The organism is Sphaerochaeta sp. (assembly GCF_050178175.1).
GTDB lineage: Bacteria > Spirochaetota > Spirochaetia > Sphaerochaetales > Sphaerochaetaceae > Sphaerochaeta.
Genome location: NZ_JBFXGH010000005.1, coordinates 1 through 22,721 on the forward strand (window position 1 = coordinate 1; position 22,721 = coordinate 22,721).

The 22,721-nt window shown below is 49.8% G+C and carries 18 protein-coding genes and 1 pseudogene; 17 read left to right on the top strand and 2 right to left on the bottom strand.

What is annotated here, in order from left to right:
• The 15 genes and pseudogenes from AB7S66_RS01145 to AB7S66_RS01215 all read left to right on the top strand — a co-directional run.
• Positions 1 to 648 (top strand): ATP-binding cassette domain-containing protein (locus AB7S66_RS01145; protein ID WP_428517546.1); only part of this gene is annotated, 648 nt, incomplete at its 5' end.
• Complete coding sequence (locus AB7S66_RS01150; RefSeq protein WP_428517547.1) at positions 641 to 1,642, top strand: ABC transporter permease; 1,002 nt, start codon at positions 641 to 643, stop codon at positions 1,640 to 1,642. The genes AB7S66_RS01145 and AB7S66_RS01150, both read left to right, overlap by 8 nt.
• A gap of 2 nt (positions 1,643 to 1,644) precedes the next feature.
• Positions 1,645 to 2,682: an ABC transporter permease gene (locus AB7S66_RS01155; RefSeq protein ID WP_428517548.1), complete on the top strand. Its 1,038-nt coding sequence runs from the start codon at positions 1,645 to 1,647 to the stop codon at positions 2,680 to 2,682.
• Positions 2,683 to 2,701: 19 nt separating this feature from the next.
• A complete protein-coding gene (gene rhaM / locus AB7S66_RS01160; protein ID WP_428517549.1) occupies positions 2,702 to 3,013 on the top strand; it encodes an L-rhamnose mutarotase in 312 nt (103 codons plus the stop codon).
• A 91-nt stretch (positions 3,014 to 3,104) separates the two neighbouring features.
• Positions 3,105 to 3,860 carry a DeoR/GlpR family DNA-binding transcription regulator gene (locus AB7S66_RS01165; protein WP_428517550.1) on the top strand — a complete coding sequence of 252 codons (756 nt, stop codon included), beginning with the start codon at positions 3,105 to 3,107 and terminating at the stop codon, positions 3,858 to 3,860.
• A 12-nt stretch (positions 3,861 to 3,872) separates the two neighbouring features.
• Complete coding sequence (locus AB7S66_RS01170; RefSeq protein WP_428517551.1) at positions 3,873 to 5,207, top strand: dihydrolipoamide acetyltransferase family protein; 1,335 nt, start codon at positions 3,873 to 3,875, stop codon at positions 5,205 to 5,207.
• Between the two features lie 9 nt (positions 5,208 to 5,216).
• The gene (gene lpdA / locus AB7S66_RS01175; protein ID WP_428517552.1) at positions 5,217 to 6,569 is read left to right on the top strand and encodes a dihydrolipoyl dehydrogenase; all 1,353 of its coding nucleotides are present in this window, start codon (positions 5,217 to 5,219) and stop codon (positions 6,567 to 6,569) included.
• An 11-nt stretch (positions 6,570 to 6,580) separates the two neighbouring features.
• Positions 6,581 to 9,034 (top strand): alpha-ketoacid dehydrogenase subunit alpha/beta, encoded by a 2,454-nt coding sequence (locus AB7S66_RS01180; RefSeq protein ID WP_428517553.1) that lies wholly within the window; start codon positions 6,581 to 6,583, stop codon positions 9,032 to 9,034.
• 12 nt (positions 9,035 to 9,046) lie between these two features.
• Complete coding sequence (locus tag AB7S66_RS01185; protein WP_428517554.1) at positions 9,047 to 10,363, top strand: PHP domain-containing protein; 1,317 nt, start codon at positions 9,047 to 9,049, stop codon at positions 10,361 to 10,363.
• 9 nt (positions 10,364 to 10,372) lie between these two features.
• Positions 10,373 to 11,533: an SDR family NAD(P)-dependent oxidoreductase gene (locus tag AB7S66_RS01190; protein ID WP_428517555.1), complete on the top strand. Its 1,161-nt coding sequence runs from the start codon at positions 10,373 to 10,375 to the stop codon at positions 11,531 to 11,533.
• A gap of 10 nt (positions 11,534 to 11,543) precedes the next feature.
• Positions 11,544 to 12,818, top strand: coding sequence for a zinc-binding dehydrogenase (locus AB7S66_RS01195; protein WP_428517556.1), 1,275 nt, complete (start codon positions 11,544 to 11,546; stop codon positions 12,816 to 12,818).
• A 2-nt stretch (positions 12,819 to 12,820) separates the two neighbouring features.
• The gene (locus AB7S66_RS01200; protein ID WP_428517557.1) at positions 12,821 to 14,245 is read left to right on the top strand and encodes a rhamnulokinase; all 1,425 of its coding nucleotides are present in this window, start codon (positions 12,821 to 12,823) and stop codon (positions 14,243 to 14,245) included.
• A 70-nt stretch (positions 14,246 to 14,315) separates the two neighbouring features.
• Positions 14,316 to 14,585, top strand: coding sequence for a hypothetical protein (locus AB7S66_RS01205; protein WP_428517584.1), 270 nt, complete (start codon positions 14,316 to 14,318; stop codon positions 14,583 to 14,585).
• A gap of 95 nt (positions 14,586 to 14,680) precedes the next feature.
• Positions 14,681 to 16,057, top strand: a complete 1,377-nt coding sequence (locus tag AB7S66_RS01210; RefSeq protein WP_428517558.1) for a GntP family permease — start codon at positions 14,681 to 14,683, stop codon at positions 16,055 to 16,057.
• A 242-nt stretch (positions 16,058 to 16,299) separates the two neighbouring features.
• Positions 16,300 to 16,429 (top strand): annotated as a pseudogene (locus tag AB7S66_RS01215) (glycerate kinase); the annotation flags it as partial.
• Positions 16,430 to 16,446: 17 nt separating this feature from the next.
• Here AB7S66_RS01215 and AB7S66_RS01220 read toward each other — a convergent pair.
• Positions 16,447 to 19,896, bottom strand: coding sequence for an SNF2-related protein (locus AB7S66_RS01220; protein ID WP_428517559.1), 3,450 nt, complete (start codon positions 19,894 to 19,896; stop codon positions 16,447 to 16,449).
• Positions 19,897 to 20,128: 232 nt separating this feature from the next.
• On the opposite strand from AB7S66_RS01220, the gene nadE reads away from it, so the two are divergent.
• Positions 20,129 to 21,031, top strand: a complete 903-nt coding sequence (gene nadE, locus AB7S66_RS01225) for an NAD(+) synthase (RefSeq protein ID WP_428517560.1) — start codon at positions 20,129 to 20,131, stop codon at positions 21,029 to 21,031.
• Between the two features lie 351 nt (positions 21,032 to 21,382).
• Here the strand turns inward: nadE and AB7S66_RS01230 are convergent, their stop codons facing one another.
• Positions 21,383 to 21,550 carry a hypothetical protein gene (locus AB7S66_RS01230; RefSeq protein ID WP_428517561.1) on the bottom strand — a complete coding sequence of 56 codons (168 nt, stop codon included), beginning with the start codon at positions 21,548 to 21,550 and terminating at the stop codon, positions 21,383 to 21,385.
• A 73-nt stretch (positions 21,551 to 21,623) separates the two neighbouring features.
• On the opposite strand from AB7S66_RS01230, the gene AB7S66_RS01235 reads away from it, so the two are divergent.
• The gene (locus AB7S66_RS01235; protein WP_428517562.1) at positions 21,624 to 22,700 is read left to right on the top strand and encodes a substrate-binding domain-containing protein; all 1,077 of its coding nucleotides are present in this window, start codon (positions 21,624 to 21,626) and stop codon (positions 22,698 to 22,700) included.
• Positions 22,701 to 22,721: the final 21 nt, after the last annotated feature.

Below are 22,721 nucleotides of genomic sequence, written 5' to 3' on the forward strand. Positions count from 1 at the left end.
GGAGCCGGTCGCAGTGAGGTGGTGAGAACCATCTTCGGAATTGACAAGGCCAGTGAGGGGACGATGCATCTGCTCGGGAAGCCATTCATGCCCAAAGGTCCCATCGACAGCATGCGAAAAGGGATTGCCTTGGTGCCTGAAGACCGCCAGAGGCAGGGTCTGGTATTGAAAATGAGCTTGACCCATAATATCAGCCTACCGGTATTGACCAATCTCTGCTGGAAAGGTCTGGTGATCAGGAAAAAAACTGAGGCGAATTACGTCAAGGAACATGGTGATCAGATGGAGATAAAATCTGCAGGATACCATGTCGATGCTGAGACACTCAGTGGGGGTACCCAGCAGAAGGTCGTCCTTGCCAAGTGGATTGGGACAAACCCGAAGATTCTCATCCTTGATGAACCTACCAAGGGTATTGATGTGGCAACGAAGGCAGCAGTACACGAATTCGTCTGTGAAATGGCGGACAAGGGTGTTGCCGTTATTCTCATTAGTAGTGAGCTTCCTGAAATCTTGGGAATGTCGGACCGGATCGTCGTGATGCATGAAGGGTACCAGACAGCTATTCTTGATGGGAAAAAAGCGACAGCAGAGTCAGTAATGCGGTATGCAATCGCAACTGTACAGATGGAGGTCTCCAATGCCTGATCTATCCTTCTCCTCCTTTGTAAAGAAAGCATTGGCCCGCAGGGAGGCAACCCTTACCTTGTTGTTGGTGGTGCTTCTGGTGCCGATTTCAATCCGCTCTCCGCAGTTTCTCTCTGCGAAGAACATCTCCACCATCCTTAATGACATGGCTATCCTCTCCATTGTCGCCATCGGTGAGTTCTACGTAATCCTCTCAAACGGGATTGACCTCTCAGTTGGTTCCATTATCGCCTTTACCGGTATGGCCACCGGTATGATCAATGAGGCAAATCCTACAGTCAGTCCATTGCTCCTGTTGCTCGCAGGAATGGGTATTGGAATGGTGATGGGACTCTTCAATGGTGTGTTGGTTGCTTATGGGAAAATCCCCCCGATCATCACCACATTGGGGACGGTGAATATCTATCGCGGGCTTACCTTTCTCCTCAGTGGAGGTACGTGGGTTACAGCCCATGAGATGAGTAAATCCTACATAGATTTCCCTCGTAATAGTTTCCTTGGAATTTCTAACCTTCTTTGGATTGCAATTATTGTCATTGCTGTATTCTATTACTTCAGCAGGTATACCCGTACAGGACGGGAAGTCTATGCGATCGGGGGAAACCCGACAGCGGCAAAGTTTGTAGGAGTGAATGAGAGCAGGGTCAGGGTAGTGGTCTTCCTTATCAGTGGTACGCTCTGTGGCCTTGCAGGAGCTCTGTGGACCGCTCGCTATGCTTCTGCAGTGAATGAGATGGCAACTGGGTTCGAGATGCAGGCAGTAGCAGCCTGTGTGCTTGGTGGTGTCAACTTTGCAGGAGGCTCTGGTGGTATCATTGGGGTAGTCCTGGGTACGCTTTTCCTTGGTGTGGTCACCAACGCATTACCGGTTATCTACCTGTCGGTTTTCTGGCAAACGTTCGTCCAGGGATTGATCATTCTCATTGCATTGACGCTCAACACCATCAGTGACCAGCGAAAGACGAAGAAGCTGCTTGCACAGAGGAGAGGCTAGGTATGGCTGAAAAGAGAGATTTGGTAGCAAAATCACGGCTTATCAATGAGATGTCGCTCAAGAACCGGTTGATAGAATATTTTACCCAGTGGGAAGTCCTGCTCTCCATTATCATTGTACTGGTGTTCATTTTTTTCACCATCAGAACCCCGTACTTCCTGGATTGGTTCAATTTGATGAATGCAACGTTCCAATTCAGTGAGAAGGCAATCATGGCCCTTCCGATGATCTTCATCATCATGTGTGGAGACATTGATATCTCGATTGCGTCCATTATCGCCCTTTGTGCATATGTGGTAGGCAATGCTGCTCAAAGTGGAGCTTCCATTCCTTCCCTGATATTCCTGGCCCTTCTTGTTGGGACCCTTGCTGGACTGTTCAATGGGGTAATGATCACTGCCCTCGAGATGCCCGCCATCGCGGTCACCCTTGCGACACAGTCGATATTCAGGGGAATCGCAATTGGTTTGTTGGGAGACCAGGCACGCACTGAATTCCCGGAGAATTTTGGGTTCTTTGGTCAGCAATTCATACCTGGTACCATTATCCCCTTTGAGTTCGTCCTCTACCTGGTGCTTGTATTGCTCTTTGCTTTCATCTTGCATAAGACAACGTATGGAAGAAGGTTGTATGCCATTGGGAATAGTGCTGAAGCAGCTCGCTTCTCCGGTATCAAGGTAAAGACCATGAGGGTTATCAACTTCACTGTTACCGGATTTTTCTGTGGTCTCACGTCCATACTGCTTGCAAGCCGCATTCTCTCTGTCCGCTCAAACATTGCCACCGGATGGGATTTGGAGATCATCACCTTGGTGGTTCTTGGTGGTGTTGCCATCACAGGAGGTAAGGGAAGTGTGTATGGTGTTTTCATCGGCTCCATGCTGGTCGGTTACCTTAAGTTCGGCATGGGCTTGCTGAAGTTCAGTGGGACCTTGATGACTATCGTTATTGGATTGCTTTTAATTACTGCGGTCCTGCTTCCTCGATTGCTTGATATGTACAAGGCAAACAGGAAGCTACGACTCCAGCAAATGAGATGAAATTAGGAGAGCCATTACCATGAGACAAGCATTTGTCATGCAGTTGAAGAAAGGAAATGAAGAAGAGTACAAGAGGCGTCATGATGAAATCTGGCCGGAGTTGAAGGCGATTCTCAAGGAAAGTGGGGTTTCTGACTACACCATCTTCCTTGACCGGGATAGTGGAATGCTCTTTGCTTTTCAGAAAACAGAGGGAACCGCGGGGAGTCAGGCCCTTGGCTCCAACCCCGTTGTCCAGAAGTGGTGGGCCTATATGGCTGATATTATGGACACGAATGAAGACAACTCACCAATCTCGCTTCCCTTGGAGGAAGTCTTTCATATGGATTAACGGATATCTTTCGAAAACACTTGATAAGTTTGCGATACTATCATAGAATCGAAAGCGTAATGAAAGCGATAAGAAAGTAGGAGTGTATCATATGATAGGGCTTTCCCCTCGGGAAAAACACATACTCCAGCTTCTGAAAAGTGGTGAAGAGTATCCTGTTTCTCGGCTCAGTGAAGAGCTGGGAGTCTCTGCGGTTACCATCAGGGGGGATTTACGCGACCTGGATTCCAAAGGTCTTGTTATACGAAGCCATGGCAGGGTCGTGGTAGCCTCAGCTCCCCAAGCCGCCGTTCGTGATGATACCAATACCACAAAAAAAGATCTGATTGCAAAACTCGCTGCCACCTTGGTAAGGGATAATGACTTTATCATGATTACCAATGGTTCCACCTGTTCCCTGATTCCCAGGCACATATTTGGGAAAAGAAATGTACGGGTGGTTACCAATTCAACGCTCATTCTGCCCTATGCACGGGCGAATACCCAGCTTCAGGTCACGCTGGTGGGTGGAGAGTACCGAAGCGAAGCTGAGGCCCTTGTCGGGCCTGCTGCCATTTCCCAGATAGAGAACTACCATGTATCCACCACCTTCTTCGGTACGGATGGATTCACCATGGAACATGGACTTACCACCAGCTTGATCGAAAATGCACAGGTGGTACAACGCATGTGCGCACAAGCCACACGGCGGGTATTGTGCGTTGATTCCTCAAAAGTGGGGAATCGTGGGTTTGTGCGGATCATGCCGGTAACAGAGATAGATACCATTGTCACAGACAGTGGTTTTCCTGCAGACCTGATCACCCAGCTCGAGGAGCAGGGTGTTGAGGTCCTTATTGCAAAGTAGAGGAGTGAACACATGGCACAACAAGTTGTGATGCCCAAACAGGGAAACTCAGTGGAATCCTGCATTATTGTGGAATGGAATGTCAAAGTAGGTGACAAGGTTGCTGTAGGGGATGTCCTATGCTCAGCTGAGACCGATAAGTCAACCATTGACGTTGAATCGACTGCTGAAGGTGTTGTACTGGCCATACTGTATGAGGAAGGGGATGATGTTCCAGTAATGGTTCCCATCGTCATAATCGGGGAGGAAGGCGAGAAGGTCGAACTTCCCAAGGCAGAAACAAATAAAGGGCAACCAAAGGAAGAGAAACAGGAAACAGCACCAGCTGGGGACACACAACCTGAAAAAGCTGCTCCCCCCTCTACGGCCGGCAAGGCTCAGGGTTCCAGCCCCAGGGCACGCAATCTGGCTTCCTCCATGGGAGTCCCCCTCTCCTCTGTACAGCCCACCGGCCCGAAAGGTCGCATCATTGAACGTGATGTAGCCTCAGTGGCTGGCGAGCCTCTCAGTCCGGTTGCAAGACAGCAGGCTCTTGAACAGGGAGTCCAGGCTCCAGGACGTGGCAACGGCATTGGAGGTAGGGTCCTCTCTTCCGACCTACAGGTGAAACCTGCGATTGCTACCCCATCACGCATGGGAGAAGTCTCTGAAGAGATTCAGGAGATACCTGTGAAGGGAGTGAGAAAGGTAACTGCCAGGAGGATGATGGAGTCCATTCACTCCACATGCCAGCTTACCCTTCATGCCCAAGCTGATGCACGTGCCCTGAAACGTCTGAGAGCAGGATTCAAGAGTGCCAAGAGTGAGCTCGGTTTGAATAAGGTCACGATCAACGATCTGATCCTCTTTGCAGTCAGCAGGACCTTGCTGGAGTTCCCTGCATTCAATGCACACTTCCTTGGGGATAAGATATTGCGCTTTAGCCATGTGCATCTTGGCGTCGCTACCGACACACCGAAGGGTCTTCTGGTCCCGGTGGTGCGAAACAGTGATATGCTCAGCCTCCGCCAGCTCTCTGAAGAAACCAAGACCCTGGTCGAGAAGTGCAAGGAAGGAACCGCCCAACCTGACGAACTCAGTGGGTCAACCTTTACGGTAAGTAATGTAGGAGCCTTCGGTATTGATGCGTTCACCCCGGTGCTCAACGCACCTGAGGTTGCCATCCTTGGGGTTGGCGGCATTACCCTCACGCCGGTAGAGGACGAGGATGGGGATATCGTCTTTATTGAGAAGATCGGACTCTCGCTGACAATGGACCACCAGGCAGTCGATGGCGCAGATGCTGCACGCTTCCTGAAGGCATTGATGGACAACATTGCCTCCATTGATCTCTTGTTGGCACTGTAGGGAGGATACATGAGTACCTATGACTTGATTGTAGTTGGCAGCGGTCCTGGTGGATATGTTGCTGCAGAAAGGGCAGGTGCACTCGGCAAGAGAGTCCTGCTCATAGAGAGAGGACACCTTGGGGGGGTCTGTACAAACTGGGGGTGTATCCCCACCAAGAGCCTTCTGAACAGTGCCAAGCTCTACCATCATGCACTTGATGGGGCAAAACAAGGCCTCGAGGCTGCCTCGGTGACATTCAGCCTACCTGACGCAATGACCTGGAAGAATGATACGGTCAGGACGCTCAGGAGTGGCATCGAGTTCCTGATGAAATCGAACAAGGTGGAAACGGTTTTTGGTGAAGCTGAATTCATCGACCCTCATCATGTGAAGGTTGGGGAAACAGTCTATGAAGGTTCATACCTGATGGTCGCCACCGGTTCTTCCGCTTTTGTTCCACCTATCCCTGGAGCAAAATTGGGACATGTGCTCACCAGTAATGAGATCCTGGACCTCGAGGAAGTGCCCAAATCCCTGGTTGTCATCGGTGGTGGGGTGATCGGCATTGAATTCGCTTCGTTTTTCTCCATGATTGGGACCAAGGTCACCGTCATAGAGATGATGGACGAGATTCTTCCCATGATGGATGGCGAATTCGCCAAGCTGATGAGACGTGAGCTCAAGGAAGTGGACTTCCGCCTTGGTTGCAAGGTAGAGGAAATTACCAAGGAAGCGGTGTTCTATACCGATGCCAAGGGAAATAAACAGTCCACTGAAGCAGCACTGGTCCTCATGAGTGTTGGGCGTAGGCCGAACACCCAGGGGCTGGAGAAGCTTGGAGTGGATATCGACCGACAAGGGGTAGTGGTAAATGACCGTCTGCAGACCAATGTTGCCAATATCTGGGCGATTGGAGATGTGAATGGTCGCTCCCTCCTTGCCCATAGTGCATCCCGCATGGCAGAGGTTGCCGTTTCCAATATCTTCGGCTCAAGAGAGATGCGCATGCGCTACAACGCAATTCCCTGGGCTGTTTATGCGAATCCCGAGGCAGCGGGTTGTGGCATCACAGAAAAGGAAGCCAAGGAGAAAGGCATTCCTGTGAAGAGCCAAACCGTGCAGATGCGTGCAAACGGTCGTTTCCTCGCTGAGCAAGGCAAGCGTGCATCCGGCTTGGTGAAAGTGATCTGTCACCAGGAAAGTGGTGCCATTCTTGGAGTTCATTTGCTGGGACCCTACAGCAGCGAGATGATCTGGGGCGCTTCTGCTCTTATTGAAGCAGAGCTCAGGGTCCAGGACGTCAAAGAGATAGTATTTCCACATCCGAGTGTGTCCGAGCTTATCAAGGATGCTTGCTTTGCACTCGACCATAGTCTGTAAGGAGTAACGATATGTCCAAAACAATACCATTTGATCCAGCAAAATTAAGGGAGCCACTCATTATTGAAACACCCTCGATTCCTGTTAACCAGTACAAGAGCAACATCAAGAATGAGCTCAAGCAATACGGAAAGGAACGCTTGATCCGTGTGTACTATGACATGCTCTTGATTAGAAAATTTGAAACCATGTTGGATACCATCAAGAAAGAGGGTGTGTATCAGGGGATTTCATACAACCACCGTGGACCAGCCCACCTCTCATCCGGTCAGGAAAGTGCAGCTGTCGGGCAGGCAATGGTTCTCGGCCCCGAGGATCAGATCTTTGGCTCGCATCGTAGCCATGGTGAGATTCTTGCCAAGAGCATGAGTGCCATCCATAAGATGGAGGACAAGGAACTGCTTGCCATCATGGAATCCTTCATGGATGGGGAGACCTACAGGATTGTAGAGAAGCACTTCCCTGGGGAAAATGTCCGTGACCTTGCAGAAAACTTTGTACTGTACGGTGCATTGGCAGAGATCTATGCAAAGAAGACCGGATTCTCAGCAGGCCTTGGTGGTTCGATGCATACCTTCTTCAAGCCATTTGGAAGCATGCCCAATAATGCAATTGTTGGAGGTTCCTGTACTATTGCCGTAGGAGCTTCACTCTATAAGAAGATTAACCGAAAGAAGGGAATCGTCATCGCCAATATCGGTGATGGAGCGCTTGCACGTGGTCCTGTCTATGAAGGATTGGTGCTTTCCTCCATGGACCAGTACAAGACCCTCTGGGAAGACAACCCAGGGTATCCTCCCTTTATGCTGAACTGTTTTGACAACCTCTATGCCATGGGCGGTCAGCCAATTGGGGAGACCATGGGCTACAAGGTTGCTGCAAGGGTTGCCTCTGCTATCAACGAGTACTCCATGCACACCGAACGTGTTGATGGATTCAACCCTCTTGCAGTGGCAGATGCCACCTCACGCAAGAAAGAAATTCTCCTCAAGGGAGAAGGTCCAGCTTTCATGGATACCATCACCTACCGTTACAGCGGTCACAGCCCCAGTGATGCAATGACCTACAGGACGAAGGAAGAACTGGAAGCATTCCGTAACCAGGATCCCATCGTGGCCTACGGCAACTACCTCATTGAGAACAAGTTGGTCAGCCAGGAAGAGCTTGACCAGTTTGATACGATCCTTGAAGAGAAGATGAGAAAGACGCTCGAGATTACCGTTGATCCGGTACTCAGTCCCATGGTGGATGAACATTTTGTTGAGTCCGTGATGTTCTCCAATGGCAGTGTTGAGAAGCTGGATGATGGCGAAGCGGTATTGCTGGAGAAACTGGAAGACAATGCAAGGGTGAAGCAGATTGCCCGCAGAAGTCGCTATGCCTACGACGAGAACGGCAAGGAACTGCCTGCTGCAAAGCAGTACCAGTATCGTGATGCTGTCTTCGAGGCAATGGTCCATCGCTTCTCCATTGACCCGACGATGGTTGCCTATGGAGAGGATCATCGAGATTGGGGTGGAGCATTTGCCTGCTACCGTGGTCTCACAGAACTGCTTCCTCCTTCCCGTTTCTTCAACACCCCGATCGCTGAATCGGCAATCGTTGGAAGTGGAGTAGGATATGCGATGGCCGGTGGCCGAGCTGTTGTCGAGTTGATGTACTGTGACTTCCTTGGTTGTGCAGGGGATGAGGTATTCAACCAGATGCCCAAATGGCAGGCAATGAGCGCAGGTGTCCTGAAGATGCCGCTTGTGCTTCGTGTATCAGTTGGTAACAAGTATGGTGCACAGCACTCACAGGAATGGACCAGCATGGTCGCTTCCGTCCCCGGATTGAAGGCAATGTATCCTGCAACACCGTATGATGTGAAAGGCATGCTCAACTATGCGCTCCGTGGTACTGACCCTGTAGTATTCTTTGAGAGCCAGAAACTCTATGGAATTGGCGAGATGTTCGTGAAGGAAGGGGTTCCCGAGGGATACTATGAGATTCCAGAAGGGGAACCGGTAATCAGGAGAGAAGGTAAGGATGTAACCATTATTGCTCTTGGCCCCGCTCTCTATACTGCAATCAAGGCAGCAGAACAGCTTGCTGAGAAGGGTCTTGAGGCAGAGGTGATCGACCTGAGATGGATCAACCCACTCAAGTATGAGTTGTTGATTGAATCAGTGAAGAAGACAGGAAGGGCAGTCTTCGTGACCGACAGCTCGGAACGTGGCAGTTATCTGCATACCGTAAGCTCCAACCTCAGTAGGCTTGCCTTTGACTATCTCGATGCTCCGACAATTGTGGTCGGATCGAAGAACTGGATTACCCCACCAGCAGAAATGGAAGAGTACTACTTTGCACAGGAGTACTCGGTACTGGACGCCATCCACGAACAGATTTTGCCGATTCCCGATTATGTCCCCCAGAGCAATTTCACTGACGGTGAGTTCTTCAGGACAAGCAGACTCGGTGTCTGATAAGGAAAGCCCATGGATTTGAAACAGCTTGAAAAAAGCATCAATGATAGGGATCTTGCCACTCGACTCACCTCGAGTAGTGAGATTGGTTCTCTGATTCAAAGTGGCTTTCTTAAGAGAACCGCGCTAGAAGAGGTGAACAATCATGTGCATACCACCTATTCATTCAGTCCCTATGAGCCTTCTGCAGCAGCCTATGCTGCCTGGAAGGCAGGGCTGGGTATTGTGGGTAGTATTGACCATGACAGTATTGGTGCGGCCCGGGAGATGATGGAAGCAGCACAGAATATCGGTATCGCCAGTACGGTAGGGTTTGAGCTGAGGACAAGTTTTCTCGACACTCCTCTGGGGGATAGAAAGCTCAACAATCCGGACAGCATCGGAATAGCCTATATGTGCGTCCACGGGGTTCCTAAACAGCATATTGCTACTGTCGAGGAGTTCTTGAAACCTGTCCAGACGATTCGAAACCAACGAAACAAGGCACAAGTGGAAGCTTTGCAGGCTCTGGTAGGAACGTATGGCTTCGACCTTGATTTTGAAAGGGATGTTCTCCCTCTGAGCAGAGCTGACCAAGGTGGCTCTGTTACCGAACGGCACATTCTCTATGCTATGGCAAACCAGAGTATCTCCATGTTTGGAAAAGGGGAGAAACTGGTGCACTTCCTCAAGAAGGAGCTGGGACTAACCCTGGCAGGAAAGGTGCAGGATTGGTTGTTGGACAAGGACAATCCCCATTATGCGTATGATCTCTTGGGAGTCTACAAGAGCACCTTCCTGCCTCGGTTCTTCATTCAGCCTTCCAGGGAAGAGTGTCTGGACGTTCGTGAGGTGGTCACCTTTGCCAACAGTATTGGTGCCATTGCAGCCTATGCCTATCTTGGGGATGTGGCTGAGAGTGTGACCGGGGATAAGAAGGCAGAGAAGTTTGAGGATGAGTTCCTGGAGGAGCTGTTGGACGTGTTGGTGGATATTGGCTTCCCTGCGATTACCTATATGCCTCCACGCAATACCAAGGAGCAGATGCTTCGCTTGCAGAAGCTTGCCAGGGAGAGAAACCTGATGGAGATCAGTGGGGTCGATATCAACAGCAGCAGGCAAAGTATGAACTGCCCTGAGCTATTGGAACCTACCGCAAGACATCTGGTTGATGCTGCTTGGGCGCTGGTGGCTCATGAGAAGCTATCTTCCTGTGACGATACGCTTGGCCTGTTCCATCCTGATAATCCATTATCTGGTTCTTCTCTTGAGAAGAGATTGGCACACTATGCAGCTCTGGGAAGAAAGATGGACACGCATGACCCATATTCACTATACGAACAGGTCTAAGGAGGAGCGATGACTACGTTTACTAAGCAGATCAGCTTTGAGATTCCCCCAGTACTCCGCGGCTTGACCTTTGATGGTCAGAAGGGTTTGTTCATCCACCGTGTCACTGGCAAGAAGGTGGACCTTTCCTTGCCATCTCCAGAAGAGTTTGCCAGCATTGAAGAGGCTTCCGTGGCTTGGAAAAAGCTGCTCGATGCCTACACTGCAGAGAGAAAGGTATTCCCTTCTGTAATGGAAATTGCAGGAATGGACCTGCAGTATGGACTCGGGACCAACTATGATGAGGCCTTCAGGGCGGAAGGGGTGAGTTTACTCCCAACACTTCCCCCTTCAATAAGCCGAGCGGATGTGGTTCGTGACAAGATCGCCTTGGTTACCGGTGGTGCACAGGGATTTGGGGAGGGCATGGTTCGCTCCCTTGTTGAGCATGGAGCCTTTGTCTATATAGCAGATATGAACGCAGACGGTGCAAGAAAGCTCAGTGATGAGCTGAACTGGGAAGCCTGCATCACTGTTTCCAAACCGATCACAGTCAATGTGACTGATGAGACGAGTGTGGAGGCAATGATGAACCAGGTAGCTGAGGAGACGGGTGGATTGGATCTGTTTGTTTCCAATGCGGGAGTGCTTCGTGCCGGTTCTGTGAAGGTGATGGATTTGAAGGATTTCCAGTTTGTCACCAACGTTGACTATACCGGATTCTTTATCTGTACAAAGTTTGCCTCCAGACTGATGGCCCTGCAGAATATCCCCAGTGCCTCGTATTTCACTGATATCATTGCCATCTCCAGCAAGTCCGGGTTGGAAGGGTCCAACAAGAATGGTGCCTATGCAGGTGCCAAGTTCGGGACCATCGGACTTACACAGAGTTTTGCTCTGGAGCTGGTTGAGGATAACATAAAGGTCAACGCAATCTGTCCGGGCAACTTCCTTGACGGTCCGCTCTGGTCGGACCCGAAGAGAGGGTTGTTCGTTCAGTACCTGGAAGCGGGAAAGGTCCCAGGGGCGAAAAGTGTTGCCGATGTAAGACGGTTCTATGAATCGAAGGTGCCGATGAATCGTGGATGTCGCACAGAGGACGTCATGAAGGCACTTCTCTACATAGTAGAACAGACCTACGAGACAGGTCAGGCGGTTCCCGTAACCGGTGGCCAGGTCATGCTTAATTAGGAGAATAGAAATGAAAACACGTGCTATCCGTCTGTATGGAGTGAATGATCTTCGCCTCGAAGAGTTTGAACTTCCCCAGATTGCTGAGGACGAAATCCTCGCAAAAGTGATAACCAATAGTATCTGCATGAGCGACCACAAGGCCGCTGAGCAGGGTGCAAGCCATAAGAGAGTCCCCAATGATGTCGACAAGAACCCGATCATACTGGGTCATGAGTTCTGTGGAGAAATCGTTGGGGTAGGAAAGAAATGGCAGGATAGATTCAAGGTTGGTTCACGTTTCTCTATCCAGCCAGCTTTGAATTACCAAGGTACCCTTGATGCTCCTGGATATTCGTTCCAGTACATCGGAGGGGATGCAACCTATGTGGTGATTCCTCATCAGGTAATGGAACTGGATTGCTTGCTTCCTTACGATGGGGAGGCCTTCTTCCTCGGAAGTCTTGCTGAACCTGTTTCCTGTGTCGTTGGTACCTTCCACGCAATGTACCACACAACTGGTGGTTCGTATGAGCACAAGATGGGAATCGTCGAGGGCGGCAATATGGCGATTCTTGCCGGGGTTGGCCCCATGGGCCTTTCCTCCATCGACTATGCAGTACACAACCCTGATCGCAAGCCCGGTCGCCTGGTCGTTACCGATATTGATGATGCACGTCTCAAACGTGCGCAGGACCTCTACAGCGTTGAGGATGCCAAGCAGAACGGGGTTGAGCTGATCTACGTCAATACCAAGAACTACAGTGACCCGAATGCGACCTTGATGGAGTACACTGATGGAAAGGGCTACGATGATGTGCTGGTTATGGCCCCTGTAAGAATGCTGGTAGAGCAGGCCGATGCAATCCTCGCCAAGGATGGTTGTCTGAACTTTTTCGCCGGCCCCAACAAAACAGATTTCACGGCAAGCATGAACTTCTACAACGTGCACTACGCTTCCACCCACATTGTGGGTACCAGTGGTGGCAATACCGATGATATGAGGGAGTCATTGCACCTGATGGAAAAGGGGTTGATCAACCCTGCCGCAATGGTAACCCATATCGGAGGGCTCTCCGCAGTTCCCGAGGCAGTGATCAACCTCCCAAATATCCCTGGTGGAAAGAAGATGATGTATACGCATCTTGACTTCCCCCTCACCGCACTGACCGATCTTGCTGAACTGGGTAAGACCAATGAGGTGTTTGCTGAACTTGCAAAGCTGGTTGATAAGCACAATGGATTGTGGTCAGCTGAAGCAGAGGCCTACCTCTTGGAAAACTGCAAGAAACGAATCAAGGAGTAATTATGAAGAAGCATATCGCCATCGACTTAGGTGCTTCCAACGGCCGGGTTCTCGTCGGGGACCTCGGTGAGTTTGAAGTCGTCCATCGGTTTGTCACCCAAAACGACCAGATACTGGGGGAGTTCTATTGGAACATCCAAAGCCTGTTCGCCGAGATCAAGGTGGGACTGAAGAAGGCTTTTGCCAAGTATGGAAGTGAAATATCCTCCATCGGCATCGACACCTGGGGCGTTGACTATGTGCTCACTGATGACAAAGGGGGCTTGGTCTCCCTTTGCTATCACTATCGTGACAGCAGGACTGACGGGTTGATCGAGCAGGTGTCGAAGCAGCTGGGTGGAAAGATGCGGATCTATGAGAGAACCGGGATTGCCTTCCAGCCCTTCAATACCCTCTATCAACTTGCTGCCATGAAACGTGATCGCCCTAAAGCCTTGAAGGCTGCATCTCACTACCTTTCGGTACCGGACTTGCTTGCCTATTGGTTGACTGGGATCATGAAGAATGAACGTACCCACGCTTCCACCACGCAGTTGTATGACCCAAAGCAAAAAACATGGGCATGGGATCTGATCGATGACATGGGTTTTGAGCGTTCCTTGTTCGGGGAAATCATTGACAGTGGTACTGTATTGGGAAGCTTGACCACGGATGTTGCCCACGAAGTGGGGGCCCCCTCTGATGTGGTCGTGATTGCAAGTGCTGCTCATGATACGGCGAGTGCGGTAGCTGCCGTTCCTGCGGAGGCTGGAGGGACGCCACTGTACATCTCCAGCGGTACTTGGTCACTTCTGGGAGTTGAACTACCTGAACCACGAACTGACCAAGCCGCTATGGAGAGTGGTTTCACCAATGAGGTGGCTGCCAGTGGTGGTATTCGATTCCTCAAGAATATCATGGGGATGTGGATACAACAGGAGTGTGTGAGGCATTGGGAGAAAGAAGGTCGGGAAATCAAGTGGAAAGAGCTTGATGAAGAGACTCTTCGCGCTGCAGACTATCAAGGATACATTGATCCAGCTGATACCCGGTTCCTCAAGCCCAATAGCCACGATAATCTGATGACTGACAGAATTGATGCATGGTGCAGGGAGCATGATCTTCCCATTCCTTCCAACCATGGCCAGTACATGGTTGCCATCTATCGGGGACTTGCCAAGGCTTATGCAACGGCAATCAGCGATCTGGAGGACGTAATCGGGAAGAAGTTTGCAGCCCTGCATATTATTGGTGGCGGATGCAAGAACGAGATTCTCGACCAATGGGCAGCCACAGAAACCGGTCTTCCTGTCTATGCAGGTCCAGTGGAAGCAACAGCATTGGGCAACTTGGTTGTCCAAGCCTGGGCTACCGGTGAACTGGAAAGTCTGCAGGATGGTCGTGACCGAATCAAACGTGAGCAGAAGGTAAAGATCTTCAGACCGTAACCTGAAGACTACCAAGCAGTTCAGTATTGTAGTCTTCTCTACAACGGTTCCATCATCAAGCGTTGTCTTTATGGTGTATTCAACCCTTGCCATGTTCCTTCTGCAGAAGATCAACAACCTGCACAGCCGGCTGAAGGGCTTGCTGGCTCCCTTCAGGGGAGTCTCGACGAAATACCTCGACAACTACCTCGCCTGGAATGGCTTTGAGGCTGAGAACCCCGGTCTAAACCGTCTTGATCTGAAAACATTGTTGCTGGGCAAGATGCAGACAATCGGCAAGTGCTCCACATATCCGGAAGTATTCCATAAGCCACCATTGCCATTTCCCGTTGCTGGGTAGCAATTCACTACACGCCTAAAACAGAGCCTAAAAATAAAACCATTTCTATAAAAGACATGATATACTACCCCTAAAATATACTAAAGGAGAATCGTATGTCTGGAATAGCGCTCATCATTACCTTCATCATTGCAATCGCAATCATGATTGTGGCAATTTCAAAATGGAATGTGCATCCTTTTTTGGCACTTATGGGGGTATCACTCATACTCGCCATTGTTGTCGGCATCCCGTTGGCGGATATCCCTGGCACCATTGGTTCCGGCTTCAGTGGCATATTCAGCAGTATCGGTATAGTCATCATCTTTGGAGCCCTTATCGGGACCATCCTGGAAAAGACCGGCGCCGCCTTGAAACTTGCTGAAATGGTGGTGCGCCTCGTCGGGCAGAAACGCCCCCAACTTGCCATGGAGATCATGGGCTGGGTCGTATCAATTCCCGTTTTCTGTGACAGTGGGTTTGTCATCCTCGACCCAATCAGGAAAGCGTTGAGGAAAAAGACCCAATTCTCCTCAGTCGCCATGACGGTGGCTCTCTCAGCCGGACTCTATACCTCTCATGTGTTCATCCCACCAACCCCTGGCCCCATTGCAGCAGCGGGAACTCTGGGAATTGGGGACAACCTGTTCATGGTCATTGTGCTGGGTGCAGTTGTCTCGATCCCATCCTTGCTCATCGCCTACTTCTATGCAAACTTCATTGGCAAGCGAATCAAGAGTGCCGAGGAGGAGACTGAAGACCTTACCAGCCAGGATTATGATGAGCTGCTCAAGGGCTTTGGGGACCTCCCCAATGGCTTTATGGCCGTAGCCCCGATCCTCATCCCGATTCTCTGCATGGCACTGGGATCGCTTGCCAGTGCCATGGGGTGGAGCGGCAACATGGCTACCTTCAGCAAGTTTATTGGAAGTCCCATTATCGCCTTGACTGTAGGCCTTATCTTCGGCATCATCCTCCTTGGACAGAGCGGAAAAATACGTTTATTCAACGTCATGACTACTGAGACACTCAGGGTTGTTGGCCCGATTCTCTTCATCACTGCTGCTGGTGGTGTACTTGGGAAGGTCATCTCCAGTGCAGGTTTTGTGGGATATATGAAGGAGAATGCCGCAGCCTTGAGCATGGTCGGCATCTTCTTCCCCTTCATTATCTCCGCTATCCTCAAGTCTGCTCAAGGTTCCTCCACGGTAGCCATTACCACTACAGCTGGTATCCTGGGAAGCTTTGTTGACAGCGGGTCCATGATGACAGGTCTGGGCCTCACTACCCCAATAGCGGCAGTGCTTACAGTCATGGCAATCGGAGCGGGAGCGATGACAGTTTCCCATGCAAATGACAGCTACTTCTGGGTTGTTACCAACTTTGGCCAATTGAAGCCTGAAGATGGCTATAAGACACAAACCATGGTTACGTTGCTCATGGGTCTTGCATCTATGATTTTCATCTGGATTCTCTCCCTGTTTTTGCTGTAAGATAGAACAAAATCTGGAGGCACAAGCCTCCAACACCATCATAGTAGCTGCCCCTCTAAGGGCAGCTGCTATGATGTATAGGAGAAGAAATTGAAAAACATTCTCTTGATTCCCGAGCGAGTGCAGGGAAAGCAAGGTGAGATACCCCGTCCCTTGGGGCGGAAAAGGAGGCAACGCCTCCTGAGTCCAGGGCTTGCCCTGGGGTATTGATACCTTTCATTCCCGATTCCTTTAAGGGAACCATGTGTTACGAAGAGATCTGCACCATAATGGACAAAGCCATCAAGAACCACCATCCAGATGCACAGGTTAAGCAGATTCCCGTTGCCGATGGTGGGAGAAGGAAGTGTTGACGTCTTCTTACAAGCCCTTCCCCATCGAAGGGCTTGTTATGTATGACTTTCCCTCAAAGCAATGAGGTCCTTCAACTGTGTTGCAGAAAGCTCGGTAATCCAATTTTCTCCTGTCGCTATGACACTGTCAGCCAAATCTTTTTTGGAAGTGAGCATCTCGTTGATACGTTCCTCAAAGGTTCCCTCGGTGATCAGTCGATGAACAGTTACCTGTTTATCCTGTCCAATTCTGAAGGCGCGATCAGTTGCCTGGTTCTCCACAGCTGGATTCCACCAGAGATCATAGTGAATTACATGGCTTGCTGATGTAAGATTCAACCCAGTTCCACCAGCTCGAATTGAGAGAATCATGAGCCAGCATTCAGGATCAGATTGAAATTGTTCCACCATGGCATCTCGCTGTGCCCTGGTCGATCCTCCATGCAGGAATGGGGCATCCAGTGAGAATGGTTCTTTTACCAAATCTTGAAGCAGGAAGCCCATCTGGGCGTACTGGGTGAAAACCAAAACTTTCTCGTTCCGTTGGTGTATTGACTCAAGCAAGTCCATCAGGAGGGTTGCCTTACCGGAGTTTTCAAGTTCTTTCTTACTGGTGTCGCAATACAGGGCAGGGTGGCAACAGACTTGTTTGAGGGCGGTCATTAGTTTGAATACTGCACCTTTCTTTGCAATTCCCTCTGCTTCTTCAAGTGTTTTTTCGGTTTGCTTGACGATTTCCTTGTAGAGCACTTTCTGTTCCAAGGACAGGGTTGCGTACCGTTCAAGTACCAGTTTCTCAGGTAGGTCGTTGATGATTGAGGTATCGGTTTTGACTCGACGAAGCATCAAGGGGGCAGTGAGGGAACGGAATGCCTTCAAGGCAGCTTGGTCATGGTACCGTTCGATCGGGATGGCAAAGTGTGTCTTGAAGCTGGATTGATTGCCCAAGTACCCCTTCATGACACAATCAATGATGCTCCAGTAATCAAGTAGTCGATTTTCCACCGGGGTGCCGGTCATGGCAATGGTATGATCGCTTTTTAGTTTGGCAACAGACTTTGCCTGGGCTGAATCCCTGTTCTTGATTGCTTGAGCCTCATCAAGGATGGTCACAGAGAAACGGGTTTTCTGCAAGAGTTCAGTGTCCCTTCTCACCGTAGCATAGGTGGTGATGATGCAGTCACTTCCCTTTTCAAGCTGCCGGTTCTGCCCATGGTACACAAAGGTGGTGAGAGAGGGTGCAAAGCGGGATATCTCATGTTCCCAGTTTGTCATCAAAGAGGCTGGTACAACGATCAAGACCGGCTTTTTTGGTGTGATGATGTTCTTGTTTTTCAGAGCAACCAGGAATGCTATCACCTGGACTGTCTTACCCAAGCCCATGTCATCAGCCAAGAGAGATCCCAGGCCGATTGCATGATTGTGCATCAACCACTGATACCCGCGCTCTTGGTAAGGACGCAGTGTAGTCTTAAGTTCAGAAGGGATAGGCGTTGGGGCAATGTGCAAGAGGGAGTTGAACAATTCCTTTACGCCATCTTCCATGATCACTGGTTGTTCATCATAGGTACCCAGCAGGTTTACCTTCAAGAGATCGAGTGCCGAGAGTTTGATCGTCTTTTCCAGCCGGCGATTGATTTTCTCAATTTCCTTCTTATCCAGCACGACGTATTGATCCTTGAATGCGACATACTTCCGACCTTGATCCATCATGGTCTGCAATGTCTCAGGATCGATGGAATCATCTCCTAAAACAATAGTCCATGAGACATCCAAGAGATCCTGTAGAGAGAGAAAACGTTCAGCTGTGCTTTCTCCAGAGGTGCTCATCCGCACCGAGACGCGTGGGGAGAGTGTTTTCTGCAAGCTTCTGGGTATAATCATGCTGACCCCGAGGGCTTTCAATGCGGGAAGGGCGTTGAACCAAGCGTCGAGGAATTCATCACCAGAAACGGTAGCTACTCCTCGTGCCCTTAGTGCTTTCTGGATGGGGCGGAAGTAGGTTCCCAGATAACTGAGGTCTTGAAGAATTGCAGCAGTCTCCGTATGTTTTGAAAGAAATGAGGAGAGTGCAATCGGTGCCTCTTCTGCCTTCTGTACTTGGATGTTGCATAGGTATGTGTCGTTCCCTTTTTCCTGCATCCAAAGTACCGGCCGATGAGAGCGGGTGCTGAGCATGAGCCTTCCAAGCCAGTGATGTATTGCAAGAGGATTCCCCCTTTGGGCAAGAGTTCTGCATTCATAGAGAGCACCTGCAAAGAACAATGCATGCTCGTCAGTCTCTGGTAGTTTTGTTGCATCCCCTAAGAGCTTGCTGTAGGAGCGTACAAACAGTGAAACCAAAAGGAAAATCTGTTGGAGCTTGTCTGCTGGTCGGGTATCAATGAAAACAAGGTCTCTATCCTGCAACCTTGATGCGAGAAAATCTGTTATAGCCTTGACCTCGGGGTTGAAATAGGCAGGTATCCAACGAAGAACATACTGTTCTTTGCCAAGAGCCAATAAGCTTGGTATAGCCCCATGGGTTTGCAGAAGACGAAGCGCAAAGTTGTGTGTAAAGAGCAAGAGGGCAAGGACCGGGGGGTATTCCTCGGTTGAGCCGATTGGAAAGGATTGGAGGTAGGAGAGACACTCATCCATCTCTTCCGATGAAAAGGAGAGCTTGTTTTTCCCCTGTTTGAGTACTCCATGTACCTTTTTCCCCTGGTAGATGATAGAACACTCATCATAGAGGATGCTTGGTGTCTGTTGGGGAATCTCCATTTGATTGACAAACGTTGTGGTATTTTTCGCAAGGTTTGTGATGAATGAGAGATAGTCACGCTTGAAGTTGCATTGAGGAGCAAAGAGTGGGGAGTCAGTAAGTACTCGCTCCAGTACCGGCTTCATGTCTGGGACCAGTTGCAAATCTGGCTCTCCTTCACCTGAAGAAGAGCTCTGCCATGTGTTCTCGGTAAGGGAATCCAAGGTTGGTATCTGTTCTTCAGCAATCCCCTCGGCGTTCTGGAACAACGATTCCACATCCAGTCCATGGAGACGAAAGACCAAAAAGGGGTCCTTGTCGATTTCATTTGCAATCATATAGATGACTGCAGCCAAATGTTTGCAGGGGACAGCCCAGTCAGGGCAGCTGCATTGCATACTCAAATCTTTCCATGAACGGGGAAACAGCATAATCCCGATATCCTGGCACTCCTGCTCAATCTCCGGGGGGAGTTCTCCTGTTTGCAGACTTCCTAGGTAATATGGATTCTCCTTGATGAGGGAGATCAGTTTCATGTTGTCTTCTGTAGTGTATTGATGGATACCTATGGCTACTTTGTAGGGAGTTGGCCGTGTGCCCTGCACCCGTGCAGTTACCTTACCCTTATCGATCGTAATAGAGCGAACGGAGCCATTACGTGCGTATCGCTTCCCTCTGGGGAGCCGGTTTGAGTAATCAATTTCTGTGAGGGCATCAAGCCAACGATTGCCCCACCAAGTATTTCCATATTCTGTGTATGCCATACGCTCGATTATGCAATATACAGGAAAGATTATCCAGTCATTTTCATGGTTGAGAACGTTCCAGTGATGCATGCTATGGGTTATGTTCAATATAGCTTTGCATGAGAAAGCAAGGTTAGATACCCCGTTCCTTGGGGTGGAAAAGGAGGCAACGCCTCCTGAGTCCATGGCTTGCCCCGGGGTATTGATACCTTTCATTACGTTCTCTTTTCATGTATGGTATAATGATGCTATGAAATCAATATCTATTGAAACATTGCAGATTGATCCGGGTGATGCTGTTGAGAGGATTAAAGATTTTATCATCTCCTCCTGCACCCGTGACGGAGTTGTCGTCCCGATATCCGGAGGACTCGATTCAAGTGTCGTTGCTACTCTGTGCGTAGCTGCTCTGGGGAAGGCAAAGGTGACAGGCCTGCAGTTGCCTGAAAAACAGGGCAATCCGGATGCTGAATACTACGCTAACATGCTGGCAAAACACCTCGACATTACAAGTGTACGCATTGATATCTCCCCAATGCTCAAAGCGTTCGGCACCTACTCCTATATCCTCTCTTATTTTCCGACACGACGTTGGAAGGAACGGCTTGTTAGGCGGTTCATGACCTCAGCAGAGGGGGAGAGTAATTATGTGAGGGTGTTGAACGGACAGGGGGATACGCTGATTCGAAAGGGCCTTGCTTCTTTCTTTACGAAACAGCGGGTGCGACTTGTAGCAGTCTATTCCTATGCGGAAAAGAACAACCTACAAGTGGTCGGGTGTGCCCACAAATCAGAGGAACTCACCGGTTTGTGCGTGAAATACGGCATTGATGATGCGGCTGACTTGATGCCTATAGGACATCTCTACAGGACCCAGATCATGCAGCTGGCACAGACGCTCGGTATTCCAGGAGAGATCCTTGAACGTACCCCAAACCCTGACATCATCCCTGGTATTACTGATAAGTATCAGGATGTTCTTGGTGTAACTGCAGAAAATGTGGATCTCGTGCTGTATGCCTTAGAAAACCAGTTACCAGAATCGGAGATTGCAGAGGCCACCGGCGTAGCTGAGGATGGGGTAGCGCGAATTGTTGAACTCTACCGCGTAGCCAAGCGAAACTCGGAGCATGCAAAAAAGGTAGAAGACTAATACAGGGCAATGGCAGGTAAAACCTATCTTCCTGAATCTCCCACTTGTGGATGCTCCCTTCCGTTGGCCGTCAACCCTGGTTCCTAAACTTGTCTAAATAGACGATTGTGTTGCTCTGCTCAATCTGTTTTTGCGACTGCGTTTTCTGCATGCAATATGTAGTACGCGATTATCATTGATTGCAATTCTCTACAAATAATGAATTTTTTGTAAAGGTTTACACCTTTCTTAAAGTACAGAAATAATGATAATTTATTACCAAAAGCTATATTAATAAAGAAAAACTGTAAACGTTTACATTTTTTCTTGACAAACGAAATTTCCAGTGTAAAGATACTACGAACGCTGCCACTAGTGGTGTCCATTCCCCAACGGAGCGAGAGGAAAGGAATCAGCATGATGGTTCCTCTCCCGAGCGAGTGCCGGGAAAGCAAGGTGAGATATCCCGTCCCTTGGGGCGGAAAAGGAGGCAACGCCTCCTGAGTCCAGGGCTTGCCCTGGGGTATTGATACCTTTCATTGATGATGGATGCCTATTGTGGATAGTACGCTTACCAGGAGGCGAATCCTGGAATTACCCAAAAGGAGTTTTTATGAAGAAGACTGTAGCTATTTTGTTGGTATTGGCACTTGTCTGTACCGGTCTTTTCGCACAGGGCGGAAAAGAAGCAGCCGATGATACGGTAAAGATCGGTGCTCTTATCAGAAATCTGAACGAACAATTTGTTAAGGACTATGCTGACAATCTCCGCAAGCTTGCAGAAGAGAACGGCGTTGAATTGAACCTGCAGGACGCACAGGGTGACGTAGCTCGTCAGCTCGACCAACTCAACACCCTGATCACCCAGGGATACAAGTATTTCGTGATCATTCCCCAGGACACGAGTGTGACTGAGCAGATGGCACAGCAGATTCATGCTGTTGGTGGTGGCGCTGCCTTCTCCAACATCCAGCCTTCTGTCGATGCGCTGAAGGTAGGTAAGGATTTTTACCTTGCTTCCTCACCTGAGTTGGTTGCTGGCCAGTACCAGGCACAGATTGTCGATGACTACTTCACCAAGTATCCTGACAAGGCTCCTGGTAAAGAGTTGAATATCCTGTACTTGCAGGGACAGCTTGGGCATCCCGCTCAGATCAGTCGTGAAGCTGGTTTTGTCGATACCCTCGAAAGCCTTGGCTATACCGTGAACTTCGTTGCGAAGGACACAGCTGACTGGACTCCAGACAAGGCTCAGGAAAAGATGGACACCTGGATTGCAGCACACCGTGGCAAGTTCAACCTCGTGGTTGCACAGAACGACGGCATGGCTCTTGGTGCAGTTGAATCCTTGGTCACCAATGGTCTGGTTGACAATGATGCCAGTGATGGTACCATCCTGAGCTTCCCTGTTCTCGGTATCGATGCAACTGCCGATGCACTGAACTCCATGGATCAGGACAAGCTGTATGCTACCGTTCTGCAGGACTCGGTTGGACAGAGCAGCACCGCATTTGAGCTTGCCTATGCAATGGCCACCAAAGGCACTGCACAAGGCATAACCGCTTGGGGAATCGAGCCTGCCAAGGAAGTCATCAGTGAAGCACCTGCAAATGACCCAGCTGTCATTTCCCAGTGCTACCTGGTTCCTTTCAAGCCAATCACCAAAGAGAATTACAAGGACTTGATGTAAGACAAGATTGTCTCCTGCTGC